Origin of the sequence: Roseicyclus sp. (assembly GCF_965662675.1) — a bacterium.
Taxonomy (GTDB): Bacteria; Pseudomonadota; Alphaproteobacteria; order Rhodobacterales; family Rhodobacteraceae; genus Roseicyclus.
The window spans coordinates 1-20,080 of record NZ_CBFIIK010000022.1 but is presented as its reverse complement, the minus strand read 5'-3'; the positions used below and the strand labels follow the sequence as shown (position 1 = coordinate 20,080).

Sequence of the window (20,080 nt, the reverse complement as noted above, 5' to 3'; positions counted from 1 at the left end):
GGCACATGGCGCGCGCCACGCGCGGCGGAGGTATCGCACAGATGACACCCTTGGATCAGGCCCATGCCGCGATGGAGGGCGCACCGGCCGATGATGCGGCACGGCTGCGTTTTTACGACCGGCTCGCCGGATCGGAATTGTTCTTGCTGCTCGAAGCCGAGGCCGAGGGCGAACGCATCCGTCCGCAGGTCTTTCCGGTCGAGGGGCAGAATTTCGTCCTCGTCTTCGATCGCGAGGAAAGATTGGCCGAGTTCGTGGGCGAGCAAGCGCCCTATGCCGCGCTTTCGGGGCGGCGGCTGGCCGAGATGTTGGCGGGCCAAGCCATCGGGCTGGGGGTCAATCTGGGCGTGGCGCCCTCATCGATCCTGATCGAGGCCGCATCGGTGGACTGGCTGGCCGCAACGCTATCGGACGCCCCGGAAGAGGTCGAGGAACACCCCGAGGAAATCACCGCGCCGGGCGGCCTGCCAGAGGCACTTTTGACCGCACTCGATGCGCGGCTGGCTGCAGCGGGCGGCTTGGCGCGCATGGCCTATCTCGTGGCCACCACCTATCGCGGCGGGCGGCGCGGGCATCTGATGGCATTTGTCGATCCGCTGCCCGGGGCGGAGCCCGCGCTTGCGCGTGCGGTCAGCGCAGCGCTGACCTTTTCCGGCATCGCGGCGGGCAGTCTTGATGTGGGATTTTTCCGTGCGGCCGATCCTGTGGCCGCGCGATTGGCGCGGGTGGGGTTGCGCTTTGATCTGCCTGCGCCACCGCAAGCCGAGGCGACCGCGCCATCGGCACCCGGAATGGACCCGCAAAAGCCACCGCGCCTGCGCTAGAGCGTGTCGCGTTCTATCGCATTCATAGGGGCAGGCGAATGCATTGTGCTTTGCAAACGCTACCTCGCCTGCCCCTATGAAGACGTCGGATTGATCAAACGCGACACGCTCAAAGAGAGCGCGCGCGGGCAAGCCACGTGTTGCGTATTTTTGGAAAGATGAAACCGATCAGTAGCCCAGATCGCGGTCCACAACATTGTGGAGCGCCTCGCCTTCTTCGCAGCGCTTGATATTGCGCACCAGCGTGCGCGCTGCCGATGCAGGCCGCGTCGCCGAGGCGATATGCGGCGTGACCGTCACCCGCGGATGCGACCAATAGCGGTGATCCGCGGGCAGCGGTTCGATACGGAAAGTGTCGAGCGTGGCATGGCCGATATGGCCGCGGTCCAGCGCATCAAGAAGTGCTGTATCGTCGATCAGCGCGCCGCGACCGGGGTTCACGATCACCGCACCTTTTGCCAAAAGCGCAAGGCTCTGCGCGTTGAGCGTGCTGTCGGTCGCGGGTGTGTTGGGCAAAAGCAGCACCACGATCTGTGCTGCGCGCAGTGCATCATCCAGCCCATCGGCACCATGATGGCATGTAACGCCGGGAATGGATTTCGCGCTGCGCGACCAGCCATGCGTCGGGAAGTGCAGCGCCGCCAGCGCTTGCGCACAAGCTGTGCCGAGAACGCCGAGGCCAAGCACGGCAACACTGCGGTCGCGCGCCAAGGGCGGTGTGCTGTCGTCGCGCCAATGCCCGTCTTGCCCATGAATATGGGTATCCATGCCCAGATGGTGGCGCAGCACATGGCCGGTAACATATTCCACCATGCCTTCGGTCAGACCTTCGTCGACCATCCGCGCCAAGGGCACGCGCAAGGTGGCGTTGCCGACCACATCTTCGACCCCCGCCCAGAGGTTCAGCACCGCCTTGAGCTTCGTATAGGGGGTGAAATCGGTCAGGCCTGAATTGGGGGCGTAGATGATGTAATCGACATCAGCCGGATCGGCCTCGACCGTCAGATGCGCATGAGCGAGGTCACTCTCGCCGAGGGCTGCGCGCAGATGGGGCTCGTAGGTGCTCCACCGCTCGGATTTGGCGGCGAAAAGAATGGTGGGCATGGGGCCTCCTGTCTGTGGCTAGCGCGGGCGGTGAATATGGGCCGATTGCACCAACCCGAAAGCAACCATCAACACAAGCATCGCCGATCCGCCATAGCTGACCAACGGAAGTGGCACACCGACGACCGGGGCCAAGCCCATCACCATCGCCATATTGACCGCGAAATACAGGAAGAAGGCAACCGCGATCCCCATGACCAGAAGCGCGGCATAGCGGTCGCGCGTGGCGCGGGCGATGACGATGCAAAAGACGAGGATCAAGATGTAGAGCGCCAGCAAAGAGGAGGCGCCCACAAAACCGAACTCCTCGGCCAAGGTCGTGAAGATGAAGTCGGTATGCTTCTCGGGCAGGAAGTTCAGCCGGCTTTGCGTGCCTTCCATGAAGCCGCGCCCAGTCCAACCGCCCGATCCCAGCGCGATCTGGCTTTGGGTGATGTGATAGCCCGCGCCGAGCGGGTCATTGGATGGGTTCAAGAACGTGTCGATCCGCCGATACTGGTAGTTTTGCAAAAGCTGCCAGCCTGTCCCGCGCGAGGTGAAGACGGCAAAGACCGCACCCCCCCCCAAGGCGATCACACCCGCGAAATAGGCCCAATGTACGCCTGCCAGGAACATCACTGCGCCACCGCCCATCAAAAGCAGCAAGGCGGTGCCGAGATCGGGCTGGCGCAAGGTCAGCGCGACGGGAACGGCGATCAGTACCAGTGGAATAACGACATAGAGCAGGCGGGATTTCTTGCTGACATCGAGCCAATCGTAATAGGCGGCCAAGACCATCACGAGCGTGATCTTGGTCAGCTCGGAGGGTTGCAGCCGCATGAAGCCCAAATCGATCCAGCGTTGTGCGCCCATGCCGACCGCGCCGAAAAACTCTACCAAAAGCAGCAGCAGCACGGACAGGCCAAAAGCCAAAGCCGAGACGTTGCGCCAAAACCAGATCGGCACCAAGGCCACGATCAGCATCAAGACGAAACCAAGTGCGAACCGCTCGATCTGCGGCTCGGCCCAACGGTCCACGCGGCCACCCGCCACCGAGGTGAGCATCAGGAAACCGATACTGGCCACCGCGATCAGAAGCACGATCAGGGGCCAGTTGAGATACAAGACCTTGCGCCAGCCTGTCGGCGTGAACTTCACATTGTATTCGAGAAAACTCATGCTTGGCTCCGCACGGTGCGCCCCGTGGGGGCGGGCGGTGTGCGCAAGATCGGCAACTCCCGATGCATCCTTTCGATGTCGCGGCGTTGATTGGCGGGGTAAAGCGTGGCTGGCGGAACCTCGCCCAATTGTGCGCGCAGCAAGATGTCGCGCGCGATGGGTGCGGCGACGGCCGAGCCGCCGCCGCCATGTTCGACGATGACCGAACAGGCATAGCGCGGATTGTCATAGGGCGCGTAGCCCACATAAAGCGCGTGATCGCGCCGTTCCCACGGTAGATCGGCATTCGCGATCACGCCCGAGGCGCGTTCGGCAGCGCTGATGTTGCGCACTTGGCTGGTGCCGGTTTTGCCCGCGATGGCGTAATCGGACACTTCCACGCGGCTGGCATAGGCGGTGCCGCGCCGGTCATTGTTCACCTGCCACATGCCGCGCTGCACAAGTTGCAAATGACCCGCGTCGATACCCAGCCCTGCGGCGGGGTCGGGCAATTGATTGATCCCGTTGATCGAGCGGATGAGTGTCGGCACGATCTCGCGCCCGGTTGCCAGACGCGCGGTCATGACCGCCAGATGCAAAGGCGAAGACAGCACGAAGCCTTGCCCGATGGAGGCATTGAGCGAGTCGCCCACGACCCATCCCGACCCACGATTTTGCATCTTCCATTGCATCGTCGGCGCCAGCCCCTCGGCGATGCCTGACATCGGCAGGTCGTGGCGCATGCCACAGCCCAAGCGCTTGGCCATGGCCGACATCGCTTCGATCCCGACGCGTTGGGCCAGCTCGTAGAAATAGACATCGCAGCTTTGGCTGATGCTTTCGATCAGATTGACCCTGCCATGGCCACCACGGCTCCAGCAATGGAAGCGACGGTCGCCCACATCCATATGGCCGGGGCAAAACACCGTCTCGTCGGGCGTGATCACGCCCGCTTCCAGCGCGGCCAGCGCCACGATCATCTTGTAGGTCGAGCCGGGCGGATAAAGCCCTTGCGTCGCCTTGTTGGCCAAGGGGCGGTAGCGATCATTGTTGAGCCCGTTCCATGCCGCAGTCGAGATGCCGCGCACAAACAGGTTCGGATCAAAGGTCGGGGTCGATCCCAACGCAAGGATTTCGCCGTTTTGGCAATCCATCACGATGGCGCCGGCACTTTCGCCGGACAAGCGCGCCTCGACGTAATTCTGCAACCCGGCATCGATGGTCAGTTGCAGGTCGTCACCCGCATCAGGCGGGTCGCGGTCCAATTCGCGCATCACGCGCCCGCCGGCATTGACCTCGACCCGCTTGGTTCCGGCCTGCCCGCGCAGCACGCTTTCCATGCGCGCCTCGACATTGTAGCGGCCCACCTGAAAATCCGGGATTTGCAGAACCGGATCGGTGTCGCCGGTCTGTTCAAGGTAATAATCCGACACCGGGCCGACATAGCCGACCACATGCGCCAGATCGGCCCCCATCGGGTAGATGCGCGACAGCCCGACCTCGGGGGTGATGCCGGGCAGGGCGGGGGCGTTGACCGCGACGGCGCTGATCTCGGCCCAACTCAGCCTGTCGGCAATGGTGACCGGCACGAAAGGAGGGCGGCGCGCGATCTCGGCGCGGGCGCGCTCCAGCGCGGCCATGTCGAGGGTCACGATCCGTGCAAGTTCGGCCAGCACGGCGTCGATATCGCCGGCATCCTCGCGCACCAGCGTGATCCGGTAATTTTGTTCATTGGCTGCCAAAAGCACGCCGTCACGATCGAAGATCAGGCCGCGCGCGGGCGGCAAAAGGCGGATGTTGATCCTGTTTTCCTCTGCAAGCAGGCGGAAATCATCGGCGCGCTCGACCTGCAGATAACGCATGCGCCCGGTCAGCACCGCACCCGTGGCCAAGAACAGGCCGCCCACGAAAAGGCTGCGCCGTCCGATCTGGCGGCTGCTGTCCTCTGTATCTTTGGCGGTGCGTTTCATCTGTTCATGCTTCGACGTCTGCTGGGCCGATCTTACGCAGACCGAACAGGAATTTCGAGATGCCCACGACAATCGGATAGGTCGCCGCGGTGACAATGGCGTGAGCCAACGACAGACCCAAAGGCGCCGGGTCGACGAACAACAGCGCCAGCAGCATCCGCTCCACCACGATCATCACGAATACCGCACCGCTGAAGGCTGACCATTCCAGCAAAAAGGGAAACTCGGTCATCGTCAGCCGCCGCCTGCGCAGTGCTTCGGAGGTGATGACGACCAAAAGCGTCCACAAGCCGGGCGGTCGCTGAAACAAGAAATCCGCAAGCAAGAATACCAACAAGATCGCCCCCAAGGGCACCACTGCGGGTTGGCGCAAAAGCCACGCCAGCGTCAACGCCAAAAGCAGGTCCGGCCCCGGCACCCCGCTGTTGTCGAGCGAGAGCGGCATCATCTTGATGCAGATGACACCGGCACAGAGCGCCAAGAACAGCGCTCTGTAGCTCCAGATATGTTGGGTCGTGTTCATCATGCTCAGTCCAAGCTACCTTCGCGCGACAGCCCAAGGCGCGCATCGGGGCGCTGACCGGGACGAAACGCAGGCACTGCACCGGGTGGCAGAACGAAACCTTCGGGCGGGGGCCAAGGCGGGCCGATCAGCGCGCCGGGGTCGGCGAGGGTCGTGCCGGGATGGCTGCGCATCACACGCAAGAAGCGCAATCGCGCCATATCCGCCGCCAGCCGCGCGCGCAGCATGCGGTCATTCGTTTCGACCACCTGCCCGACCAGCAATCCGGGCGGAAAAATCCCGTCATCGCCCGAGGTGACGATCCGGTCACCAGCGGCGATATCTTCGGGGGCTTCGATGAAATCCAGCACCGGGGCCGACGAGTTGTCGCCCATCAACAACGCTTGCTGCCCGGAGGGCTGGATCGTCACGGGGATGCGGCTGTTATTGTCGGTCAAGAGCAAGACGCGGGCCGTGCGGTCGCCGACGCCCGAGATGCGACCGACGACACCCAACCCATCCATCGTGGCCCATCCATCGAGGATGCCATCGCGCGCGCCGACATTGATCAGCACGGAGCGGCGAAACGGGCTTCCCGCATCGGCCATCACGATGCCCGTCACAAAGGTCAGCTCGGGGTCGAGCCGAACCCGGTTGAGATCGAGCAGGCGGGCGTTTTCCTGTTCCAGTTGCAGCGCCGCTTCGCGCCACGAGCGCATCTGCTGCAACTCGCGGCGCAATTCCTCGTTCTGTTCGTAGAGCCGCGCGTAGCTTTGAAACCCATCCACCATGCGCGCCAAACCCGTCACCGGGGCCATGGCCCATTCCATGTTCGGCACCACACGGTCGATGATCGCCGCGCGCATGCGCTCTATCCGCGGATTGTCGATCCGCCAGACGAGCACCAATGTGACCAGCGCAAGGATCAGCACCGTCAGCAGCAAGCGCCGGACGGGGCGTGCATAGGCCTGATCATTGGGCTCGCGTGCCATCTCGCTCCTTTGATGCGGCGCGCTTGTGGCGGCGTCGGTGAGGCTTAACTGTCGTAATCTATCGCATGGCGGAGGAGTTTTTCATACTCCAGCGCCTTGCCGGTCCCCACCGCAACACAGTTGAGGCATTCATCGGCCACCGAGATGGCCAAGCCCGTCTGTTCGCGCAGCGCGATGTCGAGATCGCCCAAAAGCGCGCCGCCGCCGGTCAGCATGACGCCGCGATCGACGATATCGGCCGCCAGATCGGGCGGTGTCGCCTCGAGCGCACCCATCACCGCCTCGACGATCTGCTGGACGGGTTCGGCCAATGCCTCGGCGACTTGGGCCTGGCTGATCTCGATTTCCTTGGGCACGCCGTTGAGAAGGTCGCGTCCGCGGATGCGCATGGATGCGCCGCGCCCATCATCGGGCATGCGCGCCGTGCCGATGGATGTCTTGATCCGCTCAGCCGTCGCTTCGCCGATGAGCAGGTTTTGATTGCGACGCAAATAGCTGATGATCGCCTCGTCCATCCGGTCGCCACCCACACGCACCGAACGCGCATAGACGATATCTGCCAGCGAAAGAACCGCCACCTCGGTCGTGCCGCCGCCGATGTCGACGACCATGGAGCCCGTGGGATCGGTGATCGGCATGCCCGCGCCGATAGCCGCCGCGATGGGTTCGGCGATCAGCCCCGCCTTGCGTGCGCCCGCCCCCAGAACCGACTGGCGAATGGCGCGTTTTTCCACCGGCGTCGCGCCATGCGGCACGCAGACGATGATCTTGGGCTTGGTGAATGTGGTGCGCTTGTGGACCTTGCGGATGAAGTGCTTGATCATCTCTTCCGCGACATCGAAATCGGCGATCACGCCGTCGCGCATGGGGCGGATTGCCTGGATACTGCCCGGTGTGCGGCCCAGCATCAGTTTGGCGTCCTCACCGAAGGCCAGCGCCTTTTTCACCCCGTCCTTGACCTGATAGGCCACGACCGAGGGTTCGTTGAGGATGATGCCACGACCCTTGACATAGACCAGCGTGTTGGCCGTGCCGAGGTCGATCGCCATATCCGACGAGAAAAGATTTCCCCACATCGCCATCTACCCCTGCCCCTTGCGCAATTTCAAAAGGGCGCGGTCCGCGTCCCGCCAAGAGACTCGGCCACACCCTTGCCTGTCGCTTATAGGCGCGCGTGGCCAGCGCCGTAAAGGGCCAGCGCCGTGGCAGTTCAGCGTCTTTCCGCTTGGCGCAGCGGCGCAAACCGGTCGATTTCCGCCGGGCAGGGATGCGGAGATCTCGAGATTGCCTGGTAGGCAGACTGCAGTTTCCCGATACGAGAAACTGCAGTGTTTCGCCCCCTGCTTTAGCCGGCGTCCTTGTAGGACACTTCCTTGCGGTCCGAGCCCAGTTTTTCGCGCCGTACGATCAAGCGGTTGAGTGCGTTCACATAGGCCTTGACGCTTGCCACGATCGTATCGGTGTCAGCCGCTTGGCCGGTCGTGATGCGCCCACCTTCTTCGACGCGGACGGTGACGGTGGCTTGGGCATCCATCCCTTCGGTCACCGCGTTCACTTGGTAAAGCTGCAAGACCGCTTCGTTAGGGTAAAGCGCCTTGACGGCGTTAAAGGCGGCATCGACCGGCCCGTCGCCTTGCGCGGTGGCTTGGGCGTCCCTCTCGCCCACGCGCAGCGTGATGTCGGCCGATTGCGGCGCCTCGGTGCCGCAGATCACGCGCAGGAATTTCAACTCAAGATGATCCTTGGTGCCCGCTGCCGCCGCATCGGTGACCAGCGCGATCAGATCGTCGTCGAAGACCTCTTTCTTGCGGTCGGCCAACGCCTTGAACCGCACGAAAAGGTCGTTGAGCTGGTTGTCGATCATGTCGAAGCCCAGATCCTTGAGCTTGGCGCGCAATGCCGCGCGCCCCGAATGCTTGCCCAAGGGCAGCGAGGTACCGGCAAGGCCCACATCCTCGGGGCGCATGATTTCGAAGGTGTCGGCCGATTTCAGCATCCCGTCTTGGTGGATGCCCGACTCATGCGCAAAGGCGTTCTTGCCCACGATCGCCTTGTTGGGCTGCACCGCAAAGCCCGACACGGTCGCGACCCTGCGCGAGATATGCATGATCTTGGTCGTGTCGATGCCGGTCGTGTAGGGCATGATGTCGTGGCGCACCTTCAGCGCCATCACCACCTCCTCCAGCGCGGTGTTGCCCGCGCGCTCGCCCAAGCCATTGATCGTGCATTCGATCTGGCGCGCGCCGCCCGCAACAGCAGCCAGCGCATTGGCCGTCGCCATGCCCAGATCGTTGTGGCAATGCGTGGCGAAAATCACATCCTCCGCGCCCGGCACCTCGGCGATGAGCCGACGGATCAGATCGGCGGACTCGACTGGCGCGGTGTAGCCTACCGTGTCGGGGATGTTGATCGTGCTGGCGCCCGCCTTGATCGCGATTTCCACCACGCGCGCGAGATAATCCCACTCCGTCCGCGTCGCATCCATCGGCGACCACTGGATGTTGTCGCACAGGTTACGCGCATGCGTGACCGTCTCGTGGATGCGCTCGGCCATCTGATCCATGGTCAGGTTGGGAATGGCCCGGTGCATGGGCGAGGTGCCGATGAAGGTATGGATGCGCGGGGATTTGGCGTGGCGCACCGCCTCCCAGCAACGGTCGATATCCTTGACGCTGGCGCGCGCCAGCCCACAAATCGTGGCATTGCGGGTCTGCTTGGCGATCTCCGAGACTGCGGCGAAATCACCTTCGGAGGCGATGGGAAAACCCGCTTCGATGATATCGACGCCCATCTCATCCAAAAGACTGGCAATCTCCAGCTTTTCATCATGGCTCATCGTGGCGCCGGGCGATTGCTCGCCGTCGCGCAGCGTGGTGTCGAAAATCAAGACGCGATTTCTGTCAGTGGTCATGTCGATCTGTCCTTAGCCTAGGGGCGTCTGCCTGTTTTGGGGGGTGTTCGGCGCTGTCCCTCCTCTGAGCGGTCGCGCCGAATGGCACGCTCAGAGGCGGCTAAGAAGCAACAGGCCAAGCGCCGCCATCCGCACAGAGGGCGCGGCACGGGTCATGATATGGTCCTGCTTGTTCATGGGATTGAAAATACCGATCCTTGCGGCTTTGAAAACCCCCTTTCGGGTCAGGGCCATTGACCGATCCCGTCAGCGCCATAGCTGCCCCCTCATGGAACAGGCATTGGTCATAGGGGCCTCGGGCGGCATCGGTCGCGCCGTGGCCGAGGAATGGCGCGCGCGGGGCATGGTCGTCACGGGCCTGTCGCGCGCGGATGACGGTCTGGATGTGACCGATCCGGCCAGCGTCGCGCGGGTGATGGGCGCGCTTTCAGGGCCCTACGACGCGGTCTTCGTCGCCGTGGGTATCTTGGCCCCACCGGGCCGCGCGCCTGAAAAGCAACTGGCCCAGATTGACCCCGTCGCCATGGCGCAGGTTTTTGCCGTCAATACCATCGGCGTGGCGCAAATCCTTGCCCATCTGCCGCGCCTGCTCCCGCGCAAGGGGCGCTCGGTCACGGGGGTTCTGACGGCCAAGGTCGGCTCCATCGGCGACAACCGCTTGGGCGGCTGGTATTCCTATCGCGCGTCCAAGGCGGCGCTGAACCAGATCGTGCATGGCACCGCGATCGAGATCGGACGCAGCCACCGCGAGGCGGTGATCGCATCCCTTCACCCCGGCACGGTCGCCACGGCTTTCACCGAAAACTACGACCCGAGCCATGGCAAGATGACCCCGGCCGAGGCCGCGCGCGCGCTTTGCGACGTGATGGCAGGGCTGATACCTGCGCAAACGGGCGGCTTTTACGATTATACCGGGCGTGACCTGCCATGGTAGGGCGCTTGATCCTGGTCTTGGGCGATCAGCTGTCCGACGATCTGTCCGCGCTGCGCGAAGGCGATCCGTCACGCGATGCCGTTGTGATCGCCGAGGTGATGGGCGAGGCCAGTTACGTCCCCCACCACCCCAAGAAGATCGCTTTTCTCTTCGCCGCCATGCGCAAATTCGCGACCCGGCTGCAGGGGCAGGGCTGGCGCGTCCTCTACACGCGGCTGGATGACCCCGAGAACACCCAGACGATCCCCGGCGAACTCATCCGCCGCGCCGCTGAAACGGGCGCGGTCGAGGTGATCGCGACTGAACCGGGTGAGTTTCGCCTGATCGCTGCGCTGGAAGATTGCCCCATCCCCGTCCACCAGTTCCCCGACGACCGCTTCCTGTGCAGCCATGCCGCATTCGACCAATGGGCCGAGGGGCGCAAGGAGTTGCGGATGGAATGGTTCTACCGCGAGATGCGCCGCAAGACCGGCCTGTTGATGTCGGGCGACCAGCCCGAAGGCGGCAAATGGAACTACGACCACGACAACCGCAAACCCGCCCCCGGCGAGATCAGCTTTGAGGGCCCGCTCCGCCTTGAGCCAGATGCGATCACCGAGGAGGTTCTGGCACTGGTCGCGGCCCGCTTCCCCGAGAATTTCGGCACGCTTGTGCCCTTCTGGTTCGCCACCGACCGCGAAGGCGCGCTCAAGGCGCTCGATCACTTCATCGCCCATGCCCTGCCGCGCTTTGGCGATTTTCAGGATGCAATGCTCGACGGGAACCGCTTTCTCTACCACGCCGTCATCTCGATGTATCTCAACGCGGGCCTCTTGGGCTGGCGCGAGATCTGCGAGGCCGCCGAAGCCGCCTATCGCACGGGCCATGCGCCATTGAACGCCGTCGAGGGGTTTATCCGCCAGATCATCGGCTGGCGCGAATACATGCGCGGCATCTATTTCCGCCAAGGCCCCGCCTATACCCGGATGAACACGCTGGGCCATGATCGCGCATTGCCCGATTTCTACTGGACCGCCGACACGAAGATGCGCTGCATGTCGCGCGCCATTGAGCAGACAAGGGATGAGGCCTATGCCCACCACATCCAACGCCTGATGGTGACGGGCAATTTCGCGCTTCTGGCGGGGATCGACCCCCATCAGGTGCATGAATGGTATCTGGCGGTCTATACGGACGCCTATGAATGGGTCGAGGCGCCCAATGTCATCGGCATGAGCCAATTCGCCGATGGCGGCATCGTGGGGTCGAAACCTTACGTCTCGGGCGGCAACTACATCAACAAGATGTCGGATCATTGCAAGCATTGCGCCTATGATGTCGGTGAAAAGACGGGCGAGAAAGCCTGTCCTTTCAACTACATGTATTGGGCATTCTTGCATCGCCACCGCGACCGCTTTGGCCGCAATCCGCGCATGGCACAGATGTATCGCACATGGATGAAGATGTCGGATGATAAGCGGCAGGCGACGCTCGACAGCGCCGCAGACTTTCTGGCGCGGCTGGATGCTGGCACGCCCGTCTAAGGCTGCTTGACGCAAGCCCTGCTGCGCGCCACATGGGATTTGGGCATGGCGACCGAAATTGATCCGCGGCGCGCGCATGCTCTCTTCTGGAGAGACCATCATGATCGCCGTTCAGTCCGTGAGCGACGCCTTTTCGGGTGCCGATTGCGCCCGGCTTCTCGACACGATCACGACCGCCCCTGCGCGTGATGCGGGGCTGGTACGCCAAGCGCGCGATCACAACCTGCGCCGCGCCGATCTGGTCTGGCTCGACGATGTTGCGGACACGGCTTGGGTCATGGACCGGGTCATCGAACTTGTCCGCATGGCCAATCGCGATCTCTTCGATTTCGACATCACCGATTTCGCCGAAAGCCCCCAAGTCGCCCGCTACGGTGCCGAGCGCGAGGGGCATTTCGGCTGGCATTCCGATGTGGGCGAGGGGCGGCTGGCCGAGCGGCGCAAACTGACCATCGTGGTCCAACTCTCGGAGCCCGATGCTTATCGGGGTGGCGATCTGGAGGTGATGCCGGGTGCAAACATCATCGCCGCCGACCGCACACGCGGCACCGCCACGCTGTTTCCCTCCTTTGTGCTGCACCGGGTCACGCCGGTCATGACGGGCGAGCGCCATTCCCTGACTGTTTGGTGCCACGGCGCACCGTTTCGATAGGGTTTGCCGGGTTCACTGTGTGAAAACGAACAGCGCGCTTGCGGTGGCGCGGGGTTGAGAGCTGCGGCGTACAGGATCATCTGTCGGACCAGAAACGTCACCACCCAAAGGGAACGCCCCGCATGTCCACCGTCAAACTCGCCATCGTCTTCTACTCGACCTATGGCACCAATCACCGCATGGCCGAAATCGCGGCAGAGGCCGCCCGCGCCGCAGGCGCCGAGGTGCGTATGCTGCGCGTGGCCGAAACCGCGCCCGCCGAGGTTGTCGCCAGCCAAGATGCGTGGAAGGCACAGGCCGACAAGATGGCCGACATTCCCGTCGCCACCCCCGCCGATATGGAATGGGCGAATGCCTACCTATTTTCCGCCCCCACCCGCTTTGGATCGATGGCAAGCCAGCTGCGCGCCTTCATCGACGGGCTTGGCGGTCAGTGGTTTTCGGGCGCCTTGGCCAACAAGGCCGTCAGCGCGATGACGTCGGCCGGCAATCTGCATGGTGGGATGGAAAGCACGCTTTTGGGTCTTTACACCACCATGATGCATTGGGGTGCAGTGATCGTCGCGCCGGGCTATACCGACCCCGTGGTTTTCGCCGCGGGCGGCAACCCCTACGGCAGCGTGGCCGTCGCGGGCAAGGTGACGGATGAGGCCGACGCCGCCATCCGCCATCAGGCCAAGCGACTGGTCGAGATGGCTGCCAAGCTCGCCTGAAAGGGTTTGTTGTTCGAAAACAATCGGGCCGCGCGATCTGCGCGGCCCGTTGCGTTTCCAAAAGGCGGTTTCGTGGCCTCAGCCCATAAGTTGTCCGGCTTCCGGCACCCAGCGGAATTCCGCCCCATCGCTGCCCGGTGCGACATAACCTAATGCCGGGAAGGGCATATGATAGCCCACCGCCGGGATACGGTCCGCTGCGATCATGCCAAGAACGCGGCGGCGGCTTTCGGCTGCGGCGGCTTTGTCGGCGTCAAAGCGCACCTCCCAATCGGGCCGCGCCAGCGACCAGACCGGATGGTTGGCGAGATCGGCGAAAATCACCAGACCCGCGCCATCGCTGTCCAGCCGATAGACCATATGCCCCGGGGTGTGGCCGAAGGCGGCCATCGCGGTGATCCCCGGCGCCACATCCTGCCCATCGCCAAGAAAGGTCATCTTGTCCGCCATCGGGCGTACATTAGCCTCGAACCCCTCGTTGGACTGGCCCGCCCAGAAATCGAATTCCGCCTGTCCGGTCACATAGCGCGCATTGGCGAAAGTCGGCGTGCCCTCACGCATCAGCCCGCCGATATGGTCGCCATGCATATGGGTCAGCACCACGATATCGATCTGCTCGGGCGTATAGCCGGCATCCGCCAGCGCCGCGGTCGTGGCGGCGGCGTTCAGCCCGGTGTCGAACAAGACCAGCGCAGCGCCGGTATTGACCACTGTCGGGGTGAAATAAAATTGCGCAACGGCGGTCGATAGGAAATTCGCCGCGCTGACGGCGGCGAATTCTTCGGCCGTGACATTCATCCCGAAAATTCCCTGCGGCTCTTCGCGCGGGGTGGTGCCGCCAAGGATCGTCGTCACCTCGAAGCTGCCGATCTTGAAGCGGCGATGGCGGGCAAAGCTTGCGCCGAGCAGCGGTGCCTCGGCATTTGCGGCACCGGCAAAAGCGCCGACAAGCGGCAATGTCGCGCCGGTTGCCAAAAGCCTGCGGCGTGTCAGTTCGGTCATGGCGGCATCCTTTGATGATGTGATGCAAGGCAAGATAACCCGTTTCTTGGCCGTTTCATTCACAGCTACGTGACAGGTGCAGCCACCCTTATTCCCACCACGCATCGATGCGCGCGATATCGTCGTCCGACCAGCCGAAATGATGCGCCAACTCATGCACCAAGACATGCGCCACCAAGGCGCCCAAGCCCACATTCCCCCGATCCGCCCATTCATCGAGGATGGGCCGCCGGAACAACCAGATCGTGTCTGGGCCCATCGGCTGATCCATCACCGATTTCTCGGTCAGCGGGACACCGTCATAGAGCCCGGTCAGCTCAAATGGGTCGGCAATCGCCATCTCGGACAAAAGGTGGTCGGGGGCGAAATCCTCGATCCGGATGACAATGCTGCGCGCGGTGGCTGCATAGGGCGCGGGGATGGCGGCCAGCGCCGCCTCGGCCAGCGCTTCGAAGGCGTCAAGACCGGGGGCGATCAGATCGTGATGCGGCGTGCTTTGGGTCATGACCCCCGATATGGACAATTCCGCAGCGATCTGAAAGACCACCCGCGTGTTGCAAAAGGCCCTGCCATGACCGTCACCACCCGTTTCGCGCCCTCGCCCACCGGCTACATCCATGTCGGCAACCTGCGCACCGCGCTGTTCAATCACCTGATCGCCAAAAAGGCGGGTGGGCAGTTCATCTTGCGCCTCGACGATACCGACCCGGAACGGTCGAAACAGGAATATGCCGACGCGATCCAGGAGGATCTGGAATGGCTTGGTATCACATGGGACCGGATCGAGCGCCAATCAGACCGGCTCGACCGCTATGCCGAAGCCGCCGATCAACTCCGCGCGGCGGGCCGTTTCTACGAAGCATGGGAAACCCCGACCGAGCTTGACCTCAAGCGCAAGAAGCAGCTCAACATGGGGCTGCCACCTGTCTATGATCGCGCGGCACTGAACCTGCCCGACGATGAAAAGGCCCGCATGCGGGCCGAGCGCGGGGCGGGCGTGTGGCGCTTTTTGCTCGATCAATCGCGGATTGAATGGGCTGATGGCATCCTTGGCGCATTGTCGATCGATGCAGGCTCGGTTTCCGACCCGGTCTTGATACGCGCCGATGGGCAGGTGCTTTACACCTTGGCCTCGGTCGTCGACGACATCGATATGGGCGTGACCCATGTCGTGCGCGGCTCGGACCATGTGACCAACACCGCGACCCAGATCCAGATCATGGCGGCCCTTGGCGCAGGCCACCCGACATTCGCGCATCATTCGCTCTTGACCGGCCCGCAGGGTGAAGCGCTGTCCAAACGCCTTGGTACGCTGAGCTTGCGCGATCTGCGCGCCGCGGGTGTCGCCCCGATGGCCCTGCTGAGCCTGATGGCAAGGCTTGGCTCGTCGCAGCCGGTGGTGCTGGCGGGCTCCATCGATGAATTGGCCGAGGGCTTCGATCTGTCGCAATTCGGATCGGCACCCACCAAGTTCGACGAGCAGGATTTATTCCCGCTGACCGCGCGCATCTTGCAAGAGACGCCGCTTGCGGCAGTGGCGGGCGAGATCGCCGCACTTGGCGTCCCCGACGCCATCGCCGCCGATTTCTGGGCGGTGGCGCGCGCCAATATCACCACCAAATCCGAGTTGGCAGCTTGGTGGGCACTGTTTCGCGACGGGGCCACGCCCATCGTCGATGCGGAAGACCGCGAATTCATCGCGCAAGCCTTCGCCATGTTGCCCGACCCGCCCTATGACGGCGAGAGCTGGGCCAATTGGACCAATGCTGTGAAAGAGGCGACAGGCCGCAAGGGCAAGGGGTTGTTCATGCCGTTGCGCAAGGCCGTGACGGGGCAAGACAAAGGCCCCGAGATGGCCGATGTGATGCGGCTGTTGCAGAAAAAACCAACGCTTTGAGTAGGCCGTAGGGTGCGCCCAATGGCGCGCCATTTGTGGCGCTACGCGCCTGCCGGTGTATGTTACGAGGTCACGCCCAAATCTTGCAGCGCCGCATCGACCATCGCCCGTTCGCGCGCGGCCGTCACTTGGGCGCGCGGGTATAGCGGTGCCGCGCGGTCGTTCAAAAGCCCTGCCTCCCACCCGGTGGTGGTCTGGAAAAACCGTTCCACCCCTGCCGCGCCGAATTCGCGCAAGAAACCCTGCACCACGGTGTCGAGATAGCTCAGCAAGATCGGATGCGCGCCATTGGGGGCGAGATGGCGATCCTCGACTTGGTAGATCATGATCTCGCGCGGCCTTGGCGCATCATGTTGCACCTCTTCCAAGGGCTGGCGCGCATAGGCGTGCTCGCGCAGATCGAGCGCCGCCCAATCGCCCCCCGGCACGGCGGCGATCAGCCCCTCGATCTCGACCCCCGGCCTGCTGACCACGGATAGGTAGGCCACCTGTCGCAGCGTCGTGGCCCGCCAAACCCGCGCCCAGCCTGCAACGCGGGCCGGCGCTGCATCGGGATAGGCATGGGTGGCGCGGTTCACCAAGCTGCCATAGCCAAAGAAATAAGTGTCGTTTCCTACTGTCATGTCGTTTTTGATGACGAAATGGCCGCAGATGCACAAGGGGCCTTGCGGGCATTGGCAGGCGTGATATTTTGGTCGCGTCGTTACAGGGAGACACTGATCCATGCGGGTCAGGGCCGAAGGAGCAACCGCCCCGGTAAACTCTCAGGCAAAAGGACCTGTGTCGGCACCAAAACTCTGGAGAGTGATGCGTCTTGGCGCATCCGCCGAAGGGATAACGATCTCAGGCGAAAGGACAGAGGGGGCATCGCAACTGCGGCTTCGCGCCGCGAAGAACGATGCCGGGCGCATGCGCCCTTGGACGGGACGGGGACATATGACCGAAGCTGCGATATCGCAAACGGTGACCGACTTGCCGATGGCGGGTCTGCATGCCGCGCTGGGTGCGAAATTTGTCCCCTTCGCGGGATGGTCGATGCCGGTGCAATACACGCAAGGCGTGATGGCCGAGCATCTGTGGACGCGCCAGCATGCCGGGCTGTTCGATGTCAGCCATATGGGTCAGATCCGTTTGCCCAAGGATGCTTTGGCCGGGTTGGAGGGGCTGATCCCCGCCGATCTGATCGCGCTGCCCGAGGGGCGGCAGCGCTATGGAGTCTTCACAAATGCCAGCGGCGGGGTGCTGGACGATCTGATGGTGGCGCATCGCACCGGCGATGTCTTTGTCGTCGTCAACGCCGCGCGCCATGCCCATGATCTGGCCCATCTCAGCGCCCATATCGCCGGGGTCGAGGCGATTACCGACCGCGCCCTTCTCGCGCTGCAAGGCCCCGAGGCCGAGGCCGCGCTTGCCGCGCTTGTACCGGGCGTGGCCGGCATGCGTTTCATGGATGTTGCAGTGATGGGCTGGCAAGGTGCGCAGCTCTGGATCTCGCGCTCTGGCTATACCGGCGAGGACGGCTTCGAGATTTCGCTGCCGGTGGCGCAGGCAGAGGCTTTTGCCCGCACGCTTCTCGCCGATGCGCGTGTGGCGCCCATCGGGCTTGGCGCACGCGATTCGTTACGGCTCGAGGCGGGGTTGCCGCTTTACGGGCAAGAGATGGACGAGCGGATTTCACCCGTCGAAGCGGGCCAAGCCTGGTCGATCGGCAAGGCGCGCCGCGCGGGCGGGGCGCGCGCGGGCGGTTTTCCGGGGGCCGAGGTGATCCTTGCACAACTGGCCCAAGGTGCTGCGCGCCGCCGCGTGGGGCTCGCCCCCGAAGGACGCGCGCCGATGCGCGGCGGTGTGCCCCTTTTTGCAGCAGCCGAGGGTGGTGCGCAGATCGGGCATATCACCTCGGGCGGCTTCGGCCCGTCGGTCGGTGCCCCCGTCGCCATTGGCCTGATCGATGCCGCCATCCCGCAAGAAGCAGCGCTTTTCGGCGATCTGCGCGGCAAGCGCCTGGCCTTGCGCCAAGTGCCCCTGCCTTTCGTCCCCCCCGGCTACAAACGCTGAAGTCCACCACCCCCCTCCAGATGAGGATCACATGAAATACACCGAAGATCATGAATGGCTGAGCCTTGACGGCGATATCGTCACCGTAGGCATCACTGAATACGCCGCGACCCAGCTTGGCGATGTGGTGTTCGTCGAACTGCCCGAGATCGAGACGCAAGTGGGCCGCGGCGATGAGATCGTGGTGATCGAGAGCGTCAAGGCCGCGTCCGACATCGTGGCGCCGCTCGATGGCGAGATCGTGGAGATCAACGAGGCGCTCGTCGACAACCCCGCGCTCGTCAATGACGATCCGACCGGGGCGGCTTGGTTCTTCAAGATCAAGATCGAGGACAGCGCCGCGCTTGATGAGTTCATGGATGAGGATGAGTACAAGGATCACATCGGCGAGTGAGACCAAGAAGGGGGCGCTGCCCCCGCCGCGGCCCGTTGGGCCGCGCCTCCCCCGGGATATTTTTGAAACGAAGAAGCGGGGAACGGACCTTTTCCCGCGCGCCCCGATAGGATGACCGACATGCCTTGGATGCCGACCCAATACGACCCGACCGATTTCGCCAACCGCCGCCATATCGGCCCCTCGCCCGCCGAGATGGCCGAGATGCTGAAGGTCGTGGGGGCAGAAAGCCTCGACGCGCTGATCGACGAGACCCTACCCGAAGCTATCCGGCAGGCACGGCCGCTTGACTGGGCGCCGATGTCGGAGGCAGAATTGCTGGCGCATATGCGCGAGATCGCGGGCCGCAACAAGCCGATGGTCCAGATGATCGGGCAAGGCTATTACGCCACCCATACGCCGCCTGCGATCCAGCGCAACGTGTTGGAAAACCCGGCATGGTACACCGCCTATACCCCCTATCAGCCCGAGATCGCGCAAGGCCGGCTTGAGGCTTTGCTGAATTTCCAGACGATGGTTGCGGACCTGACCGGACTTGAGGTCGCCAATGCCTCGCTCTTGGATGAGGCGACGGCTTGTGCCGAGGCGATGGTGATGGCCGAGCGCGTGGCGAAATCGAAGGCGCGGGCCTTCTTCATCGATGAAAACTGCCATCCACAGAATATCGCTGTGATGCGCACACGGGCCGAACCCTTGGGGATCGCGGTGATCGTGGGGGCGCCCGAGACATTGGATGCCGAGGCCGTTTTCGGCGCGATTTTCCAGGTGCCGGGCACGTTCGGTGGCCTGTCCGACCCCAGCGCGCAGATCGCGGCGCTACATGCCGAAAAGGCCATCGCGATTGTCGCAAGCGATCTCTTGGCACTGACGCTGATCCGCGATCCGGGGTCCATGGGGGCCGATATCGCGGTTGGTAGTGCGCAGCGCTTCGGTGTGCCGCTGGGCTATGGCGGGCCGCATGCGGCCTTCATGGCGTGCCGCGATGCGCATAAGCGCGCGATGCCGGGACGGATTGTAGGGGTGTCGATCGACAGCCATGGCCACAAGGCCTATCGCCTGTCGCTGCAGACCCGCGAGCAGCATATCCGCCGCGAGAAAGCCACCTCCAACGTCTGCACGGCGCAGGCGCTTTTGGCGGTGATGGCGAGTTTCTATGCCGTGTTCCACGGGCCGGAGGGGCTGCGCGCTATCGCACAAGCCGTGCATCTGAAGGCGGTCCGTCTGGCCGAAAGCCTGCGCGCGGGCGGCTATGCGCCCGAGGCGGGGGCTTTTTTCGACACCATCACCTTGCCTGTGGGTGAGCGGCAAAGCCGGATCATGGCCGCCGCTGTGGCGCGCGGGATCAACCTGCGCGATGTGGGGCGTGATCGGATTGGGATTTCCGTCGATGAAACCACAACCGAAGCGCATCTGACCGCCGTTTGCGCGGCCTTCGATGTGGCGCTTTTGGACCCCATCGGCGCGCCTGCC

General features: G+C 63.6%; 19 protein-coding genes and 1 riboswitch. Of the genes, 9 read left to right on the top strand and 10 right to left on the bottom strand.

Annotated elements, in window-relative coordinates; translation table 11 throughout:
• Nucleotides 1-32: 32 nt before the first annotated feature.
• The gene (locus tag ACTG4J_RS05940; protein WP_439137919.1) at nt 33-824 is read left to right on the top strand and encodes an SseB family protein; all 792 of its coding nucleotides are present in this window, start codon (nt 33-35) and stop codon (nt 822-824) included.
• Between the two features lie 168 nt (nt 825-992).
• Here ACTG4J_RS05940 and ACTG4J_RS05935 read toward each other — a convergent pair whose 3' ends face one another.
• From ACTG4J_RS05935 to ACTG4J_RS05905, 7 genes are all read right to left on the bottom strand, one after another.
• On the bottom strand, nt 993-1,928 hold the full coding sequence (locus ACTG4J_RS05935) for a 2-hydroxyacid dehydrogenase (protein ID WP_439137908.1): 936 nt from the start codon (nt 1,926-1,928) through the stop codon (nt 993-995).
• A gap of 18 nt (nt 1,929-1,946) precedes the next feature.
• Nucleotides 1,947-3,086 carry a rod shape-determining protein RodA gene (rodA, locus tag ACTG4J_RS05930; RefSeq protein ID WP_439137906.1) on the bottom strand — a complete coding sequence of 380 codons (1,140 nt, stop codon included), beginning with the start codon at nt 3,084-3,086 and terminating at the stop codon, nt 1,947-1,949.
• A complete protein-coding gene (mrdA, locus tag ACTG4J_RS05925; RefSeq protein ID WP_439137905.1) occupies nt 3,083-5,035 on the bottom strand; it encodes a penicillin-binding protein 2 in 1,953 nt (650 codons plus the stop codon). The genes rodA and mrdA overlap by 4 nt, the downstream gene beginning before the upstream one ends.
• A 4-nt stretch (nt 5,036-5,039) precedes the next feature.
• A complete protein-coding gene (locus tag ACTG4J_RS05920; RefSeq protein ID WP_439137904.1) occupies nt 5,040-5,558 on the bottom strand; it encodes a rod shape-determining protein MreD in 519 nt (172 codons plus the stop codon).
• Between the two features lie 5 nt (nt 5,559-5,563).
• Nucleotides 5,564-6,529: a rod shape-determining protein MreC gene (gene mreC, locus ACTG4J_RS05915; protein ID WP_439137903.1), complete on the bottom strand. Its 966-nt coding sequence runs from the start codon at nt 6,527-6,529 to the stop codon at nt 5,564-5,566.
• Between the two features lie 44 nt (nt 6,530-6,573).
• Nucleotides 6,574-7,611 carry a rod shape-determining protein gene (locus tag ACTG4J_RS05910; protein WP_300983586.1) on the bottom strand — a complete coding sequence of 346 codons (1,038 nt, stop codon included), beginning with the start codon at nt 7,609-7,611 and terminating at the stop codon, nt 6,574-6,576.
• 263 nt (nt 7,612-7,874) lie between these two features.
• A complete protein-coding gene (locus ACTG4J_RS05905; protein WP_439137901.1) occupies nt 7,875-9,440 on the bottom strand; it encodes a 2-isopropylmalate synthase in 1,566 nt (521 codons plus the stop codon).
• Nucleotides 9,441-9,708: 268 nt separating this feature from the next.
• On the opposite strand from ACTG4J_RS05905, the gene ACTG4J_RS05900 reads away from it, so the two are divergent.
• From ACTG4J_RS05900 to wrbA, 4 genes are all read left to right on the top strand, one after another.
• Nucleotides 9,709-10,374, top strand: coding sequence for an SDR family NAD(P)-dependent oxidoreductase (locus ACTG4J_RS05900; protein ID WP_439137899.1), 666 nt, complete (start codon nt 9,709-9,711; stop codon nt 10,372-10,374).
• Entirely contained in the window at nt 10,368-11,897 is a 1,530-nt protein-coding gene (locus ACTG4J_RS05895) for a cryptochrome/photolyase family protein (protein ID WP_439137897.1), read from the top strand. Before ACTG4J_RS05900 ends, ACTG4J_RS05895 begins: the two co-directional genes overlap by 7 nt.
• A 100-nt stretch (nt 11,898-11,997) precedes the next feature.
• Nucleotides 11,998-12,549 (top strand): 2OG-Fe(II) oxygenase, encoded by a 552-nt coding sequence (locus tag ACTG4J_RS05890; RefSeq protein ID WP_439137896.1) that lies wholly within the window; start codon nt 11,998-12,000, stop codon nt 12,547-12,549.
• 122 nt (nt 12,550-12,671) lie between these two features.
• On the top strand, nt 12,672-13,262 hold the full coding sequence (gene wrbA / locus ACTG4J_RS05885) for an NAD(P)H:quinone oxidoreductase (RefSeq protein ID WP_439137895.1): 591 nt from the start codon (nt 12,672-12,674) through the stop codon (nt 13,260-13,262).
• 78 nt (nt 13,263-13,340) lie between these two features.
• Here the strand turns inward: wrbA and ACTG4J_RS05880 are convergent, their stop codons facing one another.
• Nucleotides 13,341-14,264 (bottom strand): MBL fold metallo-hydrolase, encoded by a 924-nt coding sequence (locus tag ACTG4J_RS05880; protein WP_439137893.1) that lies wholly within the window; start codon nt 14,262-14,264, stop codon nt 13,341-13,343.
• Between the two features lie 88 nt (nt 14,265-14,352).
• Nucleotides 14,353-14,769 carry a metallopeptidase family protein gene (locus tag ACTG4J_RS05875; protein ID WP_439137892.1) on the bottom strand — a complete coding sequence of 139 codons (417 nt, stop codon included), beginning with the start codon at nt 14,767-14,769 and terminating at the stop codon, nt 14,353-14,355.
• A gap of 66 nt (nt 14,770-14,835) precedes the next feature.
• Between ACTG4J_RS05875 and gltX the strand changes: the two genes are divergently transcribed.
• Entirely contained in the window at nt 14,836-16,161 is a 1,326-nt protein-coding gene (gene gltX, locus ACTG4J_RS05870) for a glutamate--tRNA ligase (RefSeq protein ID WP_439137891.1), read from the top strand.
• Between the two features lie 62 nt (nt 16,162-16,223).
• On the opposite strand, the gene ACTG4J_RS05865 is transcribed toward gltX, so the two are convergent.
• Nucleotides 16,224-16,784 carry a gamma-glutamylcyclotransferase family protein gene (locus tag ACTG4J_RS05865; RefSeq protein WP_439137890.1) on the bottom strand — a complete coding sequence of 187 codons (561 nt, stop codon included), beginning with the start codon at nt 16,782-16,784 and terminating at the stop codon, nt 16,224-16,226.
• A 74-nt stretch (nt 16,785-16,858) separates the two neighbouring features.
• A riboswitch (glycine riboswitch) is annotated at nt 16,859-16,951 on the top strand.
• A 146-nt stretch (nt 16,952-17,097) separates the two neighbouring features.
• On the opposite strand from ACTG4J_RS05865, the gene gcvT reads away from it, so the two are divergent.
• The 3 genes from gcvT to gcvPA form a co-directional block, all read left to right on the top strand.
• The gene (gene gcvT / locus ACTG4J_RS05860) at nt 17,098-18,216 is read left to right on the top strand and encodes a glycine cleavage system aminomethyltransferase GcvT (protein WP_439137889.1); all 1,119 of its coding nucleotides are present in this window, start codon (nt 17,098-17,100) and stop codon (nt 18,214-18,216) included.
• 31 nt (nt 18,217-18,247) lie between these two features.
• Nucleotides 18,248-18,610: a glycine cleavage system protein GcvH gene (gene gcvH / locus ACTG4J_RS05855; RefSeq protein WP_439137887.1), complete on the top strand. Its 363-nt coding sequence runs from the start codon at nt 18,248-18,250 to the stop codon at nt 18,608-18,610.
• A 120-nt stretch (nt 18,611-18,730) separates the two neighbouring features.
• Nucleotides 18,731-20,080, top strand: a 1,350-nt coding sequence (gcvPA, locus tag ACTG4J_RS05850) for an aminomethyl-transferring glycine dehydrogenase subunit GcvPA (RefSeq protein WP_439137918.1), incomplete at its 3' end; no start/stop codon positions are given.

Bases quoted from the DNA above. Each gene is read 5' to 3' on its own strand.
- gcvT (WP_439137889.1), top strand. From the start codon at position 17,098: ATGACCGAAGCTGCGATATCGCAAACGGTGACCGACTTGCCGATGGCG.
- ACTG4J_RS05865 (WP_439137890.1), bottom strand. From the start codon at position 16,784: ATGACAGTAGGAAACGACACTTATTTCTTTGGCTATGGCAGCTTGGTG.
- rodA (WP_439137906.1), bottom strand. From the start codon at position 3,086: ATGAGTTTTCTCGAATACAATGTGAAGTTCACGCCGACAGGCTGGCGC.
- ACTG4J_RS05910 (WP_300983586.1), bottom strand. From the start codon at position 7,611: ATGGCGATGTGGGGAAATCTTTTCTCGTCGGATATGGCGATCGACCTC.
- gcvH (WP_439137887.1), top strand. From the start codon at position 18,248: ATGAAATACACCGAAGATCATGAATGGCTGAGCCTTGACGGCGATATC.
- ACTG4J_RS05900 (WP_439137899.1), top strand. From the start codon at position 9,709: ATGGAACAGGCATTGGTCATAGGGGCCTCGGGCGGCATCGGTCGCGCC.
- ACTG4J_RS05875 (WP_439137892.1), bottom strand. From the start codon at position 14,769: ATGACCCAAAGCACGCCGCATCACGATCTGATCGCCCCCGGTCTTGAC.
- mrdA (WP_439137905.1), bottom strand. From the start codon at position 5,035: ATGAAACGCACCGCCAAAGATACAGAGGACAGCAGCCGCCAGATCGGA.
- mreC (WP_439137903.1), bottom strand. From the start codon at position 6,529: ATGGCACGCGAGCCCAATGATCAGGCCTATGCACGCCCCGTCCGGCGC.
- ACTG4J_RS05935 (WP_439137908.1), bottom strand. From the start codon at position 1,928: ATGCCCACCATTCTTTTCGCCGCCAAATCCGAGCGGTGGAGCACCTAC.
- ACTG4J_RS05895 (WP_439137897.1), top strand. From the start codon at position 10,368: ATGGTAGGGCGCTTGATCCTGGTCTTGGGCGATCAGCTGTCCGACGAT.
- ACTG4J_RS05890 (WP_439137896.1), top strand. From the start codon at position 11,998: ATGATCGCCGTTCAGTCCGTGAGCGACGCCTTTTCGGGTGCCGATTGC.
- ACTG4J_RS05920 (WP_439137904.1), bottom strand. From the start codon at position 5,558: ATGAACACGACCCAACATATCTGGAGCTACAGAGCGCTGTTCTTGGCG.
- ACTG4J_RS05880 (WP_439137893.1), bottom strand. From the start codon at position 14,264: ATGACCGAACTGACACGCCGCAGGCTTTTGGCAACCGGCGCGACATTG.
- ACTG4J_RS05905 (WP_439137901.1), bottom strand. From the start codon at position 9,440: ATGACCACTGACAGAAATCGCGTCTTGATTTTCGACACCACGCTGCGC.
- wrbA (WP_439137895.1), top strand. From the start codon at position 12,672: ATGTCCACCGTCAAACTCGCCATCGTCTTCTACTCGACCTATGGCACC.
- gltX (WP_439137891.1), top strand. From the start codon at position 14,836: ATGACCGTCACCACCCGTTTCGCGCCCTCGCCCACCGGCTACATCCAT.